Origin of the sequence: Rhizobium sp. NLR8a, assembly GCF_019685235.1 — a bacterium.
In the GTDB taxonomy this organism is placed as follows: domain Bacteria; phylum Pseudomonadota; class Alphaproteobacteria; order Rhizobiales; family Rhizobiaceae; genus Rhizobium.
The window spans coordinates 54,501-69,876 of record NZ_JABDWI010000013.1 but is presented as its reverse complement, the minus strand read 5'-3'; the positions used below and the strand labels follow the sequence as shown (position 1 = coordinate 69,876).

The following is a 15,376-nucleotide window of genomic DNA, read 5'->3' as shown; positions in this document are numbered from 1 at the left end:
AAGCTTTTAAGAGAGGCTGAATTTACGAAGGGAAGCGCCGGATTGGCGATGGGAACCGGCAAAGGCGGTTAATTCAGTCTTGATGGAGACGGCTGCCTCACATCCACTCGCGGCCTTCGCCGCGCAGAAAGTAGATAAGGTCCAGCCCGAGGCTCGGTTTGCCCAACGCCGTCAGCGTCATATGGCACTGGCCGCGGTGATGCGTCTGGTGATTGAAAAGGTGCGCGAGCGCGCTCGACAGTGGCTGAGTGATCCGGATCGGCTCCGTCACCGGGGCATAGGTGAAGTCACCGGCAAGGCTCGCCTCATCGAGCGTACTTGTCCAGGCAATGATGCGCTCGTCCTCCGCCTTGCGCGCGGCGGCAAGCGCATCCAGCTCTTCGAAAAGCACGGCATCGAGAGTCGCCGGCGCTTCGCCGATGCCGGTGAAACGCCTCATCCATATCCGGTCGGCGACGAGCAGGTGATTGAGCGTGCGATGCAGCGAGCCGAAGAAGGCGCCGCGGTCCCTGCGGAATTCCGTCTCGCTGAGTTCGGCCGCAGCCTCATAGACTTGGGCATTGGCCCAGCGGTTATAGGCCGCGAACATCCTGAAATGTCTAAGCATATATTTCCCCTGACGTTGCTGGAGCAGTCTAGCCGGTTTCCCAAGTAATCCGAGTGATGGCGCCATGAAATTTCCTGATTTGATCACGCTCGCTTTCTGTCGTCGAATGCAGGCAGATCAGACCTCGAAAGGATTATCATGACCAGAGCCCTCTATTCCCTCTGCGGCGCCGACGAACGGCGCTTCTTTTCGCCCCATTGCTGGAAGGCGGTGATGGCGCTCGCGCATAAGAGGCTCGATTTCGAGGAGCTCCCCACAACCTATGCCCGCATCCGCGAAATCGGCGGCGGCGTCTCGTCGACCCTGCCCGTGCTCGACGATAACGGCCGGCTGATCTCGGACAGTTTTGCCATCGCGCTCTATCTCGAAGAGGCATATCCGGAGCGGCCGTCGCTGTTCAATGGCGAGGGCGGCAAGGCGGTGTCGCGCATGGTCGAGGGCTATTCGCAGATGATCATCCACCCGGCGATCATGCGGATCGCCCTTCTCGATATCCACGCGATCCTGGACGAAGGGGACAAGGCGTACTTTCGTCAGAGCCGCGAGGTCAGACTCGGCAAGCCGCTGGAAGTCTTTGCTGCCGACAGCGAGGCGGAGAAGGCTGCCTTCGGCGCCAAGCTGGAGCCGCTCCGTCACATGCTGAAGTTCCAGCCCTTCATCGGCGGGCAATCGCCGCTCTTTGCCGATTATATCGTCTTCGGCGCGCTGCAATGGCTGCGCGTGTCCGCAGGGCTGGCCATGCTGGCCGCCGACGATCCCGTCGTCGCCTGGTTCGAACGCTGCCTCGATCTTCACGAAAGCCGCGGCAGGACTGTGACAGCGGCGTGAAATTGCCGCCGACCCCTTGTTTTCGGGCGTTGGGGCGGGTAAAGACCGCCCACTTTTCCCGAGAAAACAGAGGATCTGACTATGGCGATTGAACGCACCTTCTCGATGATCAAGCCGGACGCAACCAAGCGCAACCTGACGGGCGCCATCACCAAGATGCTCGAAGATGCCGGCCTGCGCGTCGTCGCCTCCAAGCGTGTCTGGATGAGCCGCCGCGAAGCTGAAGGCTTCTACGCCGTTCACAAGGATCGCCCCTTCTTCGGCGAACTCGTCGAAGGCATGACCTCCGGTCCAACCGTCGTCCAGGTTCTGGAAGGCGAAGGCGCGATCCTCAAGAACCGCGAAATCATGGGCGCGACCAACCCGGCCAACGCTGACGAAGGCACGATCCGCAAGGTCCATGCGCTGTCGATCGGCGAAAACTCCGTGCATGGCTCCGATGCCCCGGAAACGGCTGCCCAGGAAATCAAGTACTGGTTCTCCGACACCGAAATCGTCGGCTGAGGCCGCGCTTCGGCATTGCCTCGCAATACCTTGAATTGACTCTTGAAAGCCGGGGTGTCGCTCCGGCTTTTTCTATGATGGACACTTGTCGGTGTTCGAGAAATCGACGCTGCCGTCAGGCTTGAAGACTTCCGGGTTCTTGTCATAAAGCGCGCCGACGACGAGCGGCTTGCTCGGCAGTACGGTTTGGTCGAGGTCGGAGCGGAACTCAGTCTTCAATTGCTGAAGCACCTTGCCGTCCTTGTCGACCAGCCGGACATTCACCGAATAGGGGCGGTCCTTGCGCACGCAGTGCAGGTTTTCGCTCTGCAGCGCGATCTTGTCGTCGATCGGGTAGATTTTCTGGTTCAATATCAGCGGCGCGCCGCCCACGGGGTTTTCGAATTCGGCGATGATGACCGAGCCATCAGGGATCGGGCCTGTCTTCTTCAGCGTCAGCAGATAGGTGGCGCTCGCCACCCGATAGTTGAAGACGAAGAGGTGGCCGGTGACTTCGACGAGGTTTTCGGCCTGACGCTGGCAGGCGGAAAGCAGAAGCCCCGTGGCAGCCGCCGCTACGATCAGATGTTTTCTCATGGCGTCTCCTCCTTCTTGCGGCGATAGTGACGGTTCGCCTTGGCGCGGTTGCCGCAGACCGCCATGTCGCACCAGGCGCGGCTCCTGTTCTTGCTGCGGTCGATGAACAGCCAGCCGCAATTGCCGCAGATCTTCATGCGCTCGGGATCCGGCATGGCAATCAGCCTGAGCGCCGAATGGGCGGTCGCCGCGGCCAGATTGCCGGGATTGGTTCCACGCAAGATATTGGCCACCGCTTCCAGTAGCCCGGCCAGCAATTGGTTGTCGCTGCCGTCCAGTATACGCTTGCGGAAATAGAGGTCGATCGCTTCCCTCAGCGCGAAGAAATCGGCCTCGTCTTGTGCTGCCAGCGGTGCGATCTCGCCGAACAAGGCCCGTTCGGCGCAGAATTCGGCGGCGGCGCGCGGGAAGTTCCGCATCTGCTCGCGGCTCGCGAAGCGGTCGATCCGCCGCTTTGGGTCGTCGCGCAGCACGACGCTGTTGGCGACATCCAGCGCCAGCGCGCCGCCGGCAAAACGGTGAGGGGTCCAGGAAAAGCTCATGATGAAATTATAACTGGCGAAATAGGTTTTACCAGTTATAATTTGCTGACGCGGAGTTCTCGGAATGGCCTATCTTCTGCAGCAGCTGGCGAATGCGGTGCCGCTTGCCGCCCTCTATGCCGCGCTCGCCTTCGGTTATGCCGTTGCCTTCGGCGTGACCAAGCGGGCCGACATCACTTATGGGGCGATCTTCGCCTTCTCGGGCCAGATCCTGTTGCTCTTTACCGAGCTCGCCTATGTCAGGTTCTGGCTGGTGCTGCCGGCCGCCCTTGCCATCGGCGCCTGCGCCGCGATTGTCTATTCGCTGGCGGCGGGCATCTGGATCGGCCGCTCGATCATGCTGCCGCTCGCCAGCAAATCGCCGAATACCGTGATCGTTGCCGCCCTCGGCATCATGATCGTGTTGATGGAAAGCGCGCGCCTTGCAGCCGATACAAGGGCGATCTGGCTGCCGCCGTTCCTGAACGACGTCGTCGTCTTCTGGAGCGACGGTCCGTTCAAGGTGACGCTCACCTATATCCAGCTGATCGACACGGCGTTGATGTCGGCCATCGTCGCGATCGGTGCGCTGATCCTCAGGCGCACGGCCTGGGGCCGCCTCTGGCGCGCCGTCACCGACGATCCGCTGGCCGCCGAGCTCTGCGGCACCAGCGCCAGCCTTGTCTTCCTTGTCGCCTATGCGGCAGCCGCGCTCGTCGCCACCCTCTGCGGCATCCTCGCCACCTTTTACTACGGTTCGATGGATTTCGGCGCGGGCCTGATGTTCGGGCTCAAGGTACTGCTGATCGCAGCCGTCGGCGGCTATTCCGATCCGCTGCGTTCGGCAGGCGGTGCTGCCGGGCTTGCCGTCATCGAAACCATGTGGGGCGCCTATGGCGCCTTCGTCTGGCGAGACCTAGTGATCTTCTCGCTGCTGGTCCTGCTTCTGGTCATGAGCCGCAGGGAACGCGTGGTTCTCTAACTTATTTCCACTTGTCGCGCGCGGCATCGTCGGCGTCTTTCGCCGCGACCCAGTCGCCGGCGGCGCCATCCTTGCCGTGTTCCTTCTTCCAGAAGGGGGCTGCGGTCTTCAGGAAATCCATGACGAAATTGGCGCCGTCGAACGCCGCTTGCCGATGCGGCGCGGCTGCGACGACGAGCACGATATTCTCGCCAGCGGCGATCTTGCCATAGCGGTGAATGGCGGTGAGGCCGAGTAGCCCGAAACGGGCGATGGCAAGCTCGCCGATGCGGGTCATTTCGGCTTCGGCCATGCCGGGATAATGCTCGAGCTCGAGGGCGGCCAGCGTGCCGCCTTCATCGCGGCATAGGCCGAAGAAGGTCACGACGGCGCCGATGCCGGGCTTGTGCTTAGAGAGCCGGTCGACCTCGGCCTGCAGGTCGAAGTCCTCGCGCTGGACGCGGATGGTGGGGGTGGTCACCTCACAGACCTCCGTCAATTTGGAAGGTCACCGGTACGCAGCACTCCCTCATTCTTGTCCTCGGGTCAAGCCCGAGGACAAGAATGAGGGAGAGAAACGAAGGCGCAGTCCTAGCCATTGTATGCTTCCAAAGCCCGACGGGGCGGCAATCACCCCCCCGTCATCGGCGGAAAAATCCCAATCTCGCGTGCGGCGCCGATCGGCTCGTCATGCTCAACATGCTCCATGTCGAGCGCCACGCGGATCACCTCGGGATATTGAAGTGCGGCTTCATATTCCTCGCCCAACGTCTTCAAATGATTTAGAAGATCGGCGACGGTGACGACGGAGGAGGGGAGGTCGATCTCCTCATCACCCTTGCCGATGCGCTCGCGCACCCAGGCGAAATAGACAAGCCGCGTCATTCCTCGTCATCCACGATATGTTTCAGCCCGGCACGGAAATAGTCGTAGCCGGTATAGATGGTCAGCAGTGCCGCGATCCACAAGAGCGCGATGCCGGTCTGCGTCGTATAGGGGAAGATCTCGTCGCCGGCCGGGCCGGCAAGCAGGAAGGCGATGGCGACGAGCTGCAGCGTCGTCTTCCACTTGGCGATCCGTGTCACCGGCACGCTGACCTTCAGCGCCGCCAGATATTCGCGCAGGCCGGAAACCAGGATCTCACGGCAGAGAATGATGATTGCCGCCCAGATCGACCAGCCGGCGATGGTCTGGTCGGCCGCGACAAGCAGGAGGATCGAGGCGACCAGCAGCTTGTCGGCGATCGGATCGAGCATCCGGCCGATATTCGACGTCTGGTTCCAGATGCGCGCGAGATAGCCGTCGAGAAAATCGGTGATTGAGGCGATGATGAAGATCCACAGCGCTACCCAGCGCGCCGTATTGCTGATCGACAGCCTGCCCTCGACGAAGAAGCAGAGAACGATCAGCGGCACGGCGAGGATGCGGCCGTAAGTCAAAAGGTTGGGAAGGCTGTACGCACGCGATGCCATGGATCGTTTCTCTGAATTGAAGCGCCGCTGCCGCGCCGCGTCTTTACGAAAACCGATTCCGATTTTCGGGTCGATGTAGATGACGGCTTTGGCCGGCGACCGTCAACATTCTTTCTGTCTTTTCACCGCCATTGCGTGGAATTTGCGACGGCCGCCGCTTATTTCGCGGCGTCGTCGTGGAAATGGTTATAGACCTGCTTTGCCACGGCTTCCGAAATACCTTCCACCGCCATGAGGTCGGACAAAGCGGCACGCGAAACCGCCTTCGCCGTGCCGAAATGCTGGAGCAGCGCGCGTTTGCGTGACGGGCCGATGCCGCCGATCTCGTCGAGTGGGTTCTTGACCATTTCCTTCTTTCGCCGCACCCGGTGCGAGCCGATCGCGAACCGGTGCGCTTCGTCGCGCATGCGCTGGATGAAATAGAGCACCGGATCGCGCGGCGGCAATGTGAAACTCTCGCGTCCCGGCGCAAAGAAGCGCTCCCGCCCGGCGTCGCGGTCGACACCCTTGGCGACGCCGATCGCCGTCACGCTGTCGGTGATGCCGAGCTCGGCCAGGATGGCGCGCACCGCCGTCATCTGCCCCTGGCCGCCGTCGATGAGGATCACATCCGGCCAGGCGGGGAAGGGCATGTCGGCGGCGTCGGCAGCTGCTGCCTGCGCCGTCCGATCGGGAATACCTTCCTCCTTGATCAGCCGCGAGAAGCGCCGCGTCATCACCTCCTTCATCATTCCGAAGTCGTCGCCGGGAGTGATGTCGGTCGATTTGATGTTGAACTTGCGGTATTGGTTCTTCACGAAGCCTTCCGGCCCCGCCACCACCATGCCGCCGACGGCGTTGGTGCCCATGATATGCGAGTTGTCGTAGATCTCGATGCGCTGCGGCGCATAGGCGAGCCCGAAGGTTTCCTTGAATCCTTCGAGCAGCCGCGACTGCGACGCCGTCTCGGCAAGCTTTCGCCCATGCGCTTCGCGCGCATTGCCGACCACATGCTCGACGAGATCGCGCTTCTCGCCGCGCTGCGGCACGAGGATGGAAACCTTGTGGCCGGCCTTTTCGCTGAGGGCCGCGGCGAGAAGTTCCAGTTCCTCGACCGTTTCCGACAGCATGATCTGCTTCGGCACCGGCTTGTCGTCATAGAACTGCGCGAGAAAGGCATTCAGCACTTCGGCGCTTGAAAGCTGCGGGTCGGCCTTCGGGAAATAGGCGCGGTTGCCCCAGTTCTGCCCGGTGCGGAAGAAGAAAACCTGGATGCAGGAGACGCCGCCTTCATGATGGATGGCGAAAACGTCGGCCTCTTCGACACCGGCCGGATTGATACCCTGGTGGCTTTGCACATGCGACAGAGCGGCCAGACGGTCGCGATAGATCGCCGCCCGCTCAAAATCGAGATCCTCGGCCGCCTGGTTCATGGCTTCGGCCATGTGCGACTTCACCTTCTGGCTCTTCCCGGACAGGAAATCCTTGGCCTCCTGCACCAACTCGGCGTAACCGGCATCGCTGACCTCATGCGTACAAGGCCCCGAACAGCGCTTGATCTGGTAGAGCAGGCACGGCCGCGTGCGCGTTTCGAAGACGCTGTCAGTGCAGGTGCGGATCAGGAAGGCCCGCTGCAACGAATTGATCGTGCGTCCGACCGCGCCGGCCGAAGCGAAAGGCCCGAAATAGTCGCCCTTCCGCGCCCTGGCGCCGCGATGCTTGAAGATGGCCGGCGCCCGGTGATCCCCAGTAATGAGAATATAGGGAAACGACTTGTCGTCGCGCAGCAGCACGTTAAAGCGCGGCCGCAAGCGCTTGATCAGATTCGCTTCCAAGAGCAGCGCTTCGGTTTCCGTGCGCGTCGTCACGAATTCCATATTCGCCGTCTGGCGGACCATCTGGGCGATGCGGTTGGAATGTACACGGCCGACGGCGTAGTTGGCGACGCGCTTCTTCAGGCTGCGCGCCTTGCCGACATAGAGCACATCGCCTTCGGCGTTGAACATGCGATAGACGCCGGGGCTGTTCGGCAGCCGCTTGACGAATTCGCCGATCAATTCGGCGCCGACAAGCCCGGTCTCGTTGAGGCTGCCGGCATTCCAGTCGACCGCAGCCGCCAGAGGGGCGGCGGAAACCTCGCCTTCCACCTCGATTTCGTCTTCGCTCTCATCCGTATCGTCGTAGAGAACGCCGCCATCAGGCAGCTTTCGTCCGTTCATTCCTTAATCTCCGCCACATCGGGCGTCTGCCAGGCAAGGTGCTGGCCGCCGTCGAGGGCAATCATCTGGCCGGTGATCGAGGGCGTGTCGTAAAGGAAGCGAATCGTTTGTCCGAATTCTTCCAGTGCCGGCCCTCGCTGCAGGATAAGGGCTGAGACCTGCGCTTGGAAGTCCTCCAGTGACTGCCGCTCGCTCGGCATCGAGGGGCCGGGGCCGATCGCATTGACGCGAATACGTGGCGCCAATGCCTGGGCGAGCGTCTGCGTTGCCGTCCACAGCGCGGACTTGGAGAGCGTATAGGAGTAGAAGCTGGGCCTCAGTGCCCAGACCCGCTGATCAATGATGTTGACGATCATCCCCGCTGCCTGAGCTGGCACCTGCTGCGCGAAGGCTGCCGAAAGGATCGACGGCGCACGCACATGCAGGTCGAAGTGCAGCGCCCATGTGTCGGCGTTGAAACTACGTGCGGAATCATGCTGGAAGACCGACGCATTATTGACGAGCAGATCGAGAGGCCCGAGCGCTTCCGACGCCTTCGCGATCAGTTCGCCCGCTTCGCCGATATCGGTAAGGTCGGCCTGCAATGCGGCCGCCCTTTGTCCCTTTCGCCGCAATTCCGCCGCCAGCTCTTCCGCTTCGCGGAGGGAGCTGTTGGCGTGGATCGCAACGGAAAAGCCATTTGCAGCAAGGTCTTCGGCGATTGCCCGGCCTATTCTCTTGGCCGCCCCCGTTATCAGGGCTGAGCGAAGTCTTTTGTGGTTCAAAATCTTGCCTTCTGATCCCGCGAGTCTGTGTGCAGCCTATATAAGGGCGGGCGGAGATTATATAAATAGGCAGCCACGGTTGCATCTGCGGTTGGGATATTCTATGTATTATTTAATAATGTGATTTCTTAAAATAAGTATTTTAAGTTTAACCATTAGGTAGGGTTAATGAAACCTATGTTGCTCTCAAGCAACATCGAATTTCCGCCATCCGGCAGCCACAATGATATCACAATTTGGCTCTTTCAAATCCGCATTTCAGTTCCAATTTCAGTCTCGATCCGGAAGGGACATCTGGCAATTTCCCCGCCAATGCTTCGCTGATAGACAGATGAAAGCGGCGCGGGACTGAAAGGAGAAAAGTATGCGTGTACTCATTGCTGGCCTCATGGCCTCTGCTTTTGCAATCGCGGGCGTTTCGGCAGCTCAGGCGGCTGATGCCGTCGACCAGGTTCCGGAAGCACCGGTCGCCCAGGACGCCCCGGTCAAGCCGGCCGGCAACTGGGAAGGCTTCTATCTCGGCGGCGCCGGCACCTACAACATGGGTGACTTCGGTTCCGATCGCCACACCTACGGTTTCGGCGGCCAGGTCTTCACCGGTTACAACTGGCAAGCAGGCCAGATCGTTTACGGCGTTGAATCCGATCTTGGCTACAGCGGCGATGACGTCTCCTCGGGCGGCGTCAAGAACAAGTATGGTTGGAACGGCTCCGTCCGCGGCCGAGTCGGCTACGACATGAATCCCTTCCTGCTCTACGGTACGGCTGGTCTTGCCCTCGGCAATGTCAAGGTTTCCGACGGCACCTCGGACGAAAGCAAGACGAACTACGGCTATACGGTCGGCGCCGGTGTCGAAGCCTTCGTGACCAACAACATCACGACCCGCCTCGAATATCGCTACACCGACTACCAGAGCAAGGACTACGACCTCGACTCCGGCAGCTTCTCGCGCGGTTACGACGAGAACAGCGTCAAGCTCGGTATCGGCGTCAAGTTCTAAGCCGATTGACCCTTCCGAACATGCAGAAGCCGGGCTCATCGCCCGGCTTTTTGCTGTCCGCTCATGGTTTGCAGGCGCTCCGTTTCGGCTCCGGATCAGGCGCTGGCCTTGAGCTCGCGATGAGCCGGGAATTTCTTTTCGAACTCAGCCAGCCAGTCGATCAGCGGCGCATGCTCGGCTTCCCACTGGTCTTTAAAACGCAGGTCGAGATAGTCGAGCGTGGCGGCCAGCGCGAAATGTCCGCCATTGAGCTTCTTGCCTGTTTTTGGCGGCTTGGCGCCGAGATGGGCGAGTCCGGCCGTCACCTTCTTCCATTGCCGGTCGATCCAGGGCTGGTGAACCTTCTCCTCGTCACGGAAGCGGCGCTCGTAGACGATCGTGAGCAGGCAGTCGCAAATGCCGTCGCAGAGCGCTTCGAGCACTTCCGCATCCGTCCGCTTGCTTTTCTTGGCAGGATAGAGCCCGCCTTCCGTCAGCCGGTCGAAATAATGCATGATCGCCACGCTGTCGAAGATCGAGGTCCCGTCATCGGTCAGAAGCGTCGGGATCTTGCCGAGCGGATTGTTGTCCACGAGGATCGCCGGCCCGGTGTTGGTGTCGACCCGGATGGCATCCAGTTCGATGCTCAGAAAATGCGCGGCCATGCGCACCTTGCTGGAGTAGGGCGAGGCGGGCGAGCAGAGAAGTTTCATGGGGCACCTGGCGAGACTGTGGAGCTGCGGTGCCGACTATTTCCGAAGCCGGTTGCCCGGTCAATCGGCCTTGACCATCTTGTTCTCACCGCGCAACCAGAAGGCGCGGTGCGAGGCGAAACGGTCCTGCGCCAGATGGTCCTTCAGCGCCGGCAGCATCTGGTGCAGCTCATCCTTCAAGGTAAAGGGCGGATTGACGATGACGAGGCCGGAGCCGGTCAGTCCGGTAATGCCGCGGTCGCTGCGCACGCTGAGTTCGGCGCAAAGCATCTTCGGGATGTCGAGCGCCTGCAGAGTCTCGTGGAATTCCTTGATCGGCGCGCCCTTCTTCAACGGGTACCAAAGGCAATAGGTGCCGCCGGGAAAGCGGCGATAGGCCTTTTCCAGCCCGGCGGCGAGGCGCTGATATTCGTCCTCTTCCTCGAAGGGCGGATCGATGAGCACAATGCCGCGTTTCTCCTTCGGCGGCAGATGCGCGCCGAGCGCCAGCCAGCCGTCGAGTTCGGTGATGCGGGCATGGTGATCGCCCTCGAATAGCCGGTGCAGGCGGGCGTAATCCTCGGGATGCAGCTCCATCGCCGACAGCCGGTCCTGCGGCCGGAACAGCATGCGCGCAAGTTTCGGCGAGCCCGGATAGAAGCGGATGCCATCCTCGGGATTGAGTTCGCGGATGGCCGAGAGGTAGGGCTCCAGCAGCTCGGAGACCTGAGGCCCGAGTTCGGCCACGATTAATTTGCCGATGCCAGCCTGCCACTCGCCGGTTTTCTGCGCTTCCTCGGAGGAGAGGTCGTAGAGGCCGATGCCGGCATGCGTGTCGAGCACGCGGAAGGCGCCTTCCTTCTTCTGCATGTAGCGGATCAGCCGCGCCAGCACGGCATGTTTCAACACATCGGCAAAATTGCCCGCGTGGTAGATATGGCGGTAGTTCATTTTCGCTGATGCCCGTATGAATTCGTATCATGGGGAGTTTTTCTGGCTTTTGGCCATGCAGGCCTTGGCATATACAAATGCCATGAACATTGCGACCCCCATCAACGCCAAATCCCCGAAGCTGGGCAGCAAGATCGGCCACACGGCCTGTCCGCACGACTGTCCCTCCACTTGCGCGCTGGAGGTTGAGATATCGGAGGACGGCCGCATTGGCCGCGTGCGCGGCGCCGGCGACCATTCCTACACCTCGGGCGTCATCTGCGCCAAGGTCGCCCGGTATGCCGAGCGACTCTACCATCCCGACCGGCTGATGCACCCCTTGCGCCGCGCTGGCCCCAAGGGGGCAGGGCAGTGGCAGCAGATTTCCTGGGACGATGCGCTGGATGAAATCGCCGAAGCCTTCGTGAAGGCCGAGGCGAGGGACGGCAGCGAGGCGGTCTGGCCCTATTTCTATGCCGGCACCATGGGCTGGGTGCAGCGCGATTCGATCGATCGCCTGCGTCACGCCAAGCGCTATTCCGGCTTTTTCTCGTCGATCTGCACCAACCCGGCCTGGACCGGCTTCACCATGGCGACCGGCGTGCTCCGCGGGCCTGATCCGCGCGAGATGGGCCGCACCGATTGCGTCGTCATTTGGGGCACCAATGCCGTCTCGACCCAGGTCAACGTGATGACCCATGCCATCAGGTCGCGCAAGGAGCGCGGCGCCAAAATCGTCGTCATCGATATCTACGACAACCCGACTATGAAGCAGGCCGATATGGCTCTGATCGTCAAGCCGGGCACTGATGCCGCGCTCGCCTGCGCCACAATGCACATCGCCTTCCGCGACGGCTATGCCGATCGTGACTACATGGCGAGATATGCCGACGATCCCGAAGGTCTGGAAGCGCATCTGAAGACGAAGACGCCCCAATGGGCCGCTGCCATCACCGGCCTGTCGGTCGAGGAGATCGAGGCCTTTGCCCGCCTCGTCGGCATGACGAAGAAGACCTTCTTCCGCCTCGGCTACGGTTTCACCCGCCAGCGCAACGGCGCGGTCGCCATGCATGCGGCCGCCTCGGTCGCCACCGTTCTCGGCTCCTGGCAATATGAGGGCGGTGGCGCCTTCCATTCGAACAGCGATATCTTCCGCATGAACAATGCGGAACTGACCGGCCGGTCGATGAAGGACGGCGATATCCGCATGCTCGATCAGTCGCAGATCGGCCGCGTGCTGACCGGCGATCCGGTGGCGCTGCGCCATCGCGGCCCGGTGACGGCGATGCTGATCCAGAACACCAATCCCGCCAACATTGCTCCCGAGCAGCGCCTCGTCAGGCGCGGGTTCGCCCGCGACGATCTCTTCGTCGCCGTCCACGAGCAGTTCATCACCGAAACGGCCGAGGTCGCCGATATCGTCATCCCGGCGACCATGTTCGTCGAGCATGACGATATCTATCGAGCCGGCGGCCAGAACCATATTCTGCTGGGACCGAAGCTGGTCGAGCCGCCACCGACCGTGCGCACCAATCTCTTCGTGATCGAGGAGCTGGCAAGCCGCCTCGGCGTCGCCGATCGCCCCGGTTTCGGCCTTACCGCCCGCGAGATGATCGACCGCATCCTCCAATCGAGCGACCTGCCGGACTACGACCATTTCCTCGAACACAAATGGTTCGATCGCCAGCCGGCTTTCGAGGACGCCCATTTCCTGAACGGCTTTGCCCATCCGGACGGCAGGTTCCATTTCCGCCCCGACTGGATCAACCAGCCGGCGCCGAACAAGCCGCCGGCCGCAATCGGCGCGCTCGGGCCGCATGCCGAACTGCCGCCCTTCCCCGATCAGGTCGATATCATCGAAGTTGCCGATCCAGAGCATCCCTTCCGTCTCGCCACGTCGCCGGCGCGCAACTTCCTGAATTCGAGCTTTTCGGAGACCAAGACGTCTCGTCAGAAAGAAGGCCGTCCCGAGGTGATGATCAATCCTGTCGATGCCGAAGCCAACGGTGTCGCCCATGGCGATCTCATCCGCATCGGCAACAGCCGCGGTGATCTCCGCATCCATGCCCGTATCACCACCGAGGTGAAGCCGGGCGTGCTGATCGCCGAGGGCCTCTGGCCGAACAAGGCGCATGTCGACGGCGAGGGCATCAACGTCCTGACGGGCGCCGACCCGGTCGCGCCCTATGGCGGAGCGGCCGTTCACGACAACAAGGTCTGGCTTCGCAAGGACGCAGCATGATGCAGCCGAAATCACGGGTAAGGATTGTCAGCGAGGAAACGCTGTCGAATGGGTGGACGCGGCTCGCCAGCTATCTGCTCGACTATATCGACCGTAACGGCGCGACCCAGCGGTTGAAGCGGGAGGTCTACCACCGCACGCCGGCCGCCTGCATTCTACTTTATGATCCGAAACGCGATCTCGTCGTCCTTGTCCGCCAGTTCCGTCTTGCCGTGCATCTCAACGGCGACCCCGCCTGGGTGATCGAAGTGCCGGCCGGCCTGCTCGACGATGACCATCCCGAACAGGCGATCCGCCGTGAGGCGATGGAGGAGACCGGCTATCGCCTGCGTGAGGCGCGCTTCCTATTCAAATGCTACATGTCGCCGGGCGCAATCAGCGAAGTCGTCCACGTCTTCGCAGCCCTGATCGACACCGCCGACCGCGTGGCCGAAGGCGGCGGGCTGGACGAGGAGCATGAGGACATCGAGGTTCTGGAAATTCCTCTCGACGAAGCCGCCCGGATGATAGAGACCGGCGAGATTTTCGACGCCAAGACGATCATGCTTTTGCAATGGGCCGCGTTGAACCGGGATAGGATCGGATAATGGGGCGAGCCGTCAGGGGTGATCTTTCGATTGCCCATGATGGCTCCGGCATTGAGCCGCCAGCGCTCGAAAATTCATACGTTTGTCACGAAGCGGTTCTATCCGCTGCGGTTTGTCGATCATCGGATGCAGTCAGGAGAAAGCCCATGTGGCTCAGCAATTTCACCCTCGTTCTCCCAGACGAGGTGGTGAGCGAAGGTTCCGTGCTTGTTGAGGACGGCGCCATCGCCGAAATCCGGCCGGAGCCGGTTGCCGGGGCTGCGATCGATGGCGGCGGGCGGCTGCTGATGCCGGGCTTCGTCGACCTGCACGGCGACATGATCGAGCGCGAGATCGCGCCGCGGCCGAACGCGACGATGCCGATCGATTTCGGCATCCACGAGCTCGACAAGAAACTTGCCGCTGCCGGTGTGACCACCGCCTTTGCCGCGGTCTCCTTCGCCACCGAAAGCGTCTACGGCCATGTCCGCTCGCTGGAGACGACTTCGGCGGTGATCGAGGGCATCAACCGTCTGCGTAACGATCTGCTGATCGACCACCGCGTTCACGCCCGCTATGAAATCACCAATGTCGGCGCAGCACCTGCGCTCGAGCGCCTGCTGAATGCCCACCAGATCGACATGGTTTCGCTGACGGACCACACGCCGGGCCAGGGCCAGTACAACAACCTGCAGAGCTATATCCTCAGCATTTCCGAGCGCCGCGCCATCTCCGAGGAGATGGCCGCTGAGATCGTCGCCAAGCGCATCGCCATGCGCAGCAATCCTGACATCGAGGCCCAGCTGCGGGAGATCGTCGCGCTGTCGCTGAAGCACAAGCTGTCGCTCGCCTCGCATGACGACGACAGCGTCGAGAAGGTCGCAGAAATGCACGATCTCGGCGTCACCATCAGCGAGTTTCCGGTCACCGCACCCGCGGCCGAAGAAGCGCGCCGCCGCGGCCTCTGGACGCTGATGGGCGCGCCGAACGCGCTGCGCGGCCAGTCGATGTCGGGCAATCTCAGCGCGCTCGATGCCGCCAGGGCCGGCCTGCTCGGCGTCATCGCCGCCGATTATCACCCGGCCGCCTTCGTACCCGGCATCTTCAAGCTCGCCGACACGGTGGAAGGCGGCCTGCCGGCCGCCGTCGCCATGGCGACCGGCAACGCGGCCCGCTCGGCAGGACTCTCCGATCGCGGCGAAATCGCCATCGGTCAGCGCGCCGATCTGGTCGTCGTCGAGCGGGGCGAGATCAACCGCATCCGCGCCACCTTCCGCGCCGGCCAGTTCGTGTATAGCGACGGCACCCTGCATCCATTGCGGGCGCTGGCGGCTTAGCTGCAGGTTTGAACGTCGATGACGAGATACCTCCGAGGCGAGCTTTCTCATCGGCGGTGCCCGACTATCACATTTCTCCGGAACAAGACTGGCAAGGATGGGGAATCAAGATGTCATCTGAGCCACGGTTGCTACACAAGGAATGGGGGCTCCTGCCGCTCGTTTTGAGTGGAATTGGGACGATATCTGTATTCATCAT

The 15,376-nt window shown here is 61.8% G+C and carries 17 protein-coding genes; 7 read left to right on the top strand and 10 right to left on the bottom strand.

What is annotated here, in order from left to right:
* Positions 1–97: 97 nt before the first annotated feature.
* Positions 98–607, bottom strand: a complete 510-nt coding sequence (locus tag HJC04_RS23935; protein WP_210628398.1) for a DinB family protein — start codon at positions 605–607, stop codon at positions 98–100.
* A 138-nt stretch (positions 608–745) separates the two neighbouring features.
* Here HJC04_RS23935 and HJC04_RS23930 point away from each other — a divergent pair, with 138 nt between their 5' ends.
* Together HJC04_RS23930 and ndk are read left to right on the top strand one after the other, a co-directional pair.
* Positions 746–1,435: a glutathione S-transferase family protein gene (locus tag HJC04_RS23930; protein WP_210628397.1), complete on the top strand. Its 690-nt coding sequence runs from the start codon at positions 746–748 to the stop codon at positions 1,433–1,435.
* A gap of 81 nt (positions 1,436–1,516) precedes the next feature.
* Entirely contained in the window at positions 1,517–1,939 is a 423-nt protein-coding gene (gene ndk, locus HJC04_RS23925; RefSeq protein ID WP_004680549.1) for a nucleoside-diphosphate kinase, read from the top strand.
* A gap of 72 nt (positions 1,940–2,011) precedes the next feature.
* Here ndk and HJC04_RS23920 read toward each other — a convergent pair whose 3' ends face one another.
* Together HJC04_RS23920 and HJC04_RS23915 are read right to left on the bottom strand one after the other, a co-directional pair.
* Positions 2,012–2,515: a hypothetical protein gene (locus tag HJC04_RS23920; protein ID WP_221147302.1), complete on the bottom strand. Its 504-nt coding sequence runs from the start codon at positions 2,513–2,515 to the stop codon at positions 2,012–2,014.
* Positions 2,512–3,057 carry a CGNR zinc finger domain-containing protein gene (locus HJC04_RS23915; RefSeq protein WP_221147301.1) on the bottom strand — a complete coding sequence of 182 codons (546 nt, stop codon included), beginning with the start codon at positions 3,055–3,057 and terminating at the stop codon, positions 2,512–2,514. Before HJC04_RS23915 ends, HJC04_RS23920 begins: the two co-directional genes overlap by 4 nt.
* Before the next feature lie 64 nt (positions 3,058–3,121).
* On the opposite strand from HJC04_RS23915, the gene HJC04_RS23910 reads away from it, so the two are divergent.
* The gene (locus HJC04_RS23910; protein WP_221147300.1) at positions 3,122–4,018 is read left to right on the top strand and encodes a branched-chain amino acid ABC transporter permease; all 897 of its coding nucleotides are present in this window, start codon (positions 3,122–3,124) and stop codon (positions 4,016–4,018) included.
* Between the two features lies 1 nt (position 4,019).
* Here the strand turns inward: HJC04_RS23910 and HJC04_RS23905 are convergent, their stop codons facing one another.
* The 5 genes from HJC04_RS23905 to HJC04_RS23885 form a co-directional block, all read right to left on the bottom strand.
* Positions 4,020–4,478, bottom strand: a complete 459-nt coding sequence (locus tag HJC04_RS23905) for a molybdenum cofactor biosynthesis protein MoaE (protein ID WP_221147299.1) — start codon at positions 4,476–4,478, stop codon at positions 4,020–4,022.
* A 149-nt stretch (positions 4,479–4,627) separates the two neighbouring features.
* Positions 4,628–4,882 carry a molybdopterin converting factor subunit 1 gene (gene moaD / locus HJC04_RS23900; protein ID WP_221147298.1) on the bottom strand — a complete coding sequence of 85 codons (255 nt, stop codon included), beginning with the start codon at positions 4,880–4,882 and terminating at the stop codon, positions 4,628–4,630.
* Positions 4,879–5,469, bottom strand: coding sequence for a CDP-diacylglycerol--glycerol-3-phosphate 3-phosphatidyltransferase (gene pgsA / locus HJC04_RS23895; RefSeq protein WP_011424811.1), 591 nt, complete (start codon positions 5,467–5,469; stop codon positions 4,879–4,881). Before pgsA ends, moaD begins: the two co-directional genes overlap by 4 nt.
* A gap of 158 nt (positions 5,470–5,627) precedes the next feature.
* Entirely contained in the window at positions 5,628–7,667 is a 2,040-nt protein-coding gene (gene uvrC, locus HJC04_RS23890; RefSeq protein WP_210628393.1) for an excinuclease ABC subunit UvrC, read from the bottom strand.
* A complete protein-coding gene (locus HJC04_RS23885; protein ID WP_210628392.1) occupies positions 7,664–8,431 on the bottom strand; it encodes an SDR family oxidoreductase in 768 nt (255 codons plus the stop codon). The genes uvrC and HJC04_RS23885 overlap by 4 nt, the downstream gene beginning before the upstream one ends.
* Before the next feature lie 364 nt (positions 8,432–8,795).
* Between HJC04_RS23885 and HJC04_RS23880 the strand changes: the two genes are divergently transcribed.
* A complete protein-coding gene (locus HJC04_RS23880; protein ID WP_011424814.1) occupies positions 8,796–9,431 on the top strand; it encodes an outer membrane protein in 636 nt (211 codons plus the stop codon).
* Positions 9,432–9,526: 95 nt separating this feature from the next.
* Here HJC04_RS23880 and HJC04_RS23875 read toward each other — a convergent pair whose 3' ends face one another.
* Both HJC04_RS23875 and HJC04_RS23870 read right to left on the bottom strand, forming a co-directional pair.
* Positions 9,527–10,123 carry a glutathione S-transferase gene (locus tag HJC04_RS23875; protein ID WP_210628391.1) on the bottom strand — a complete coding sequence of 199 codons (597 nt, stop codon included), beginning with the start codon at positions 10,121–10,123 and terminating at the stop codon, positions 9,527–9,529.
* Between the two features lie 60 nt (positions 10,124–10,183).
* Positions 10,184–11,053, bottom strand: a complete 870-nt coding sequence (locus HJC04_RS23870) for a 23S rRNA (adenine(2030)-N(6))-methyltransferase RlmJ (protein WP_210628390.1) — start codon at positions 11,051–11,053, stop codon at positions 10,184–10,186.
* A 16-nt stretch (positions 11,054–11,069) separates the two neighbouring features.
* Here HJC04_RS23870 and HJC04_RS23865 point away from each other — a divergent pair, with 16 nt between their 5' ends.
* The 3 genes from HJC04_RS23865 (at position 11,070) to HJC04_RS23855 (ending at position 15,177) form a co-directional block, all read left to right on the top strand.
* Complete coding sequence (locus HJC04_RS23865) at positions 11,070–13,274, top strand: molybdopterin-dependent oxidoreductase (protein WP_221147297.1); 2,205 nt, start codon at positions 11,070–11,072, stop codon at positions 13,272–13,274.
* Positions 13,271–13,861 (top strand): NUDIX domain-containing protein, encoded by a 591-nt coding sequence (locus tag HJC04_RS23860; RefSeq protein ID WP_221147296.1) that lies wholly within the window; start codon positions 13,271–13,273, stop codon positions 13,859–13,861. The genes HJC04_RS23865 and HJC04_RS23860 overlap by 4 nt, the downstream gene beginning before the upstream one ends.
* A 146-nt stretch (positions 13,862–14,007) precedes the next feature.
* Positions 14,008–15,177, top strand: a complete 1,170-nt coding sequence (locus HJC04_RS23855; RefSeq protein ID WP_221147295.1) for an alpha-D-ribose 1-methylphosphonate 5-triphosphate diphosphatase — start codon at positions 14,008–14,010, stop codon at positions 15,175–15,177.
* Positions 15,178–15,376: the final 199 nt, after the last annotated feature.

Bases quoted from the DNA above. Each gene is read 5' to 3' on its own strand.
- HJC04_RS23875 (WP_210628391.1), bottom strand. From the start codon at position 10,123: ATGAAACTTCTCTGCTCGCCCGCCTCGCCCTACTCCAGCAAGGTGCGC.
- moaD (WP_221147298.1), bottom strand. From the start codon at position 4,882: ATGACGCGGCTTGTCTATTTCGCCTGGGTGCGCGAGCGCATCGGCAAG.
- HJC04_RS23880 (WP_011424814.1), top strand. From the start codon at position 8,796: ATGCGTGTACTCATTGCTGGCCTCATGGCCTCTGCTTTTGCAATCGCG.
- uvrC (WP_210628393.1), bottom strand. From the start codon at position 7,667: ATGAACGGACGAAAGCTGCCTGATGGCGGCGTTCTCTACGACGATACG.
- HJC04_RS23860 (WP_221147296.1), top strand. From the start codon at position 13,271: ATGATGCAGCCGAAATCACGGGTAAGGATTGTCAGCGAGGAAACGCTG.
- HJC04_RS23915 (WP_221147301.1), bottom strand. From the start codon at position 3,057: ATGAGCTTTTCCTGGACCCCTCACCGTTTTGCCGGCGGCGCGCTGGCG.
- HJC04_RS23930 (WP_210628397.1), top strand. From the start codon at position 746: ATGACCAGAGCCCTCTATTCCCTCTGCGGCGCCGACGAACGGCGCTTC.
- HJC04_RS23865 (WP_221147297.1), top strand. From the start codon at position 11,070: ATGAATTCGTATCATGGGGAGTTTTTCTGGCTTTTGGCCATGCAGGCC.
- HJC04_RS23870 (WP_210628390.1), bottom strand. From the start codon at position 11,053: ATGAACTACCGCCATATCTACCACGCGGGCAATTTTGCCGATGTGTTG.
- HJC04_RS23920 (WP_221147302.1), bottom strand. From the start codon at position 2,515: ATGAGAAAACATCTGATCGTAGCGGCGGCTGCCACGGGGCTTCTGCTT.
- pgsA (WP_011424811.1), bottom strand. From the start codon at position 5,469: ATGGCATCGCGTGCGTACAGCCTTCCCAACCTTTTGACTTACGGCCGC.
- HJC04_RS23935 (WP_210628398.1), bottom strand. From the start codon at position 607: ATGCTTAGACATTTCAGGATGTTCGCGGCCTATAACCGCTGGGCCAAT.
- ndk (WP_004680549.1), top strand. From the start codon at position 1,517: ATGGCGATTGAACGCACCTTCTCGATGATCAAGCCGGACGCAACCAAG.
- HJC04_RS23910 (WP_221147300.1), top strand. From the start codon at position 3,122: ATGGCCTATCTTCTGCAGCAGCTGGCGAATGCGGTGCCGCTTGCCGCC.
- HJC04_RS23855 (WP_221147295.1), top strand. From the start codon at position 14,008: ATGTGGCTCAGCAATTTCACCCTCGTTCTCCCAGACGAGGTGGTGAGC.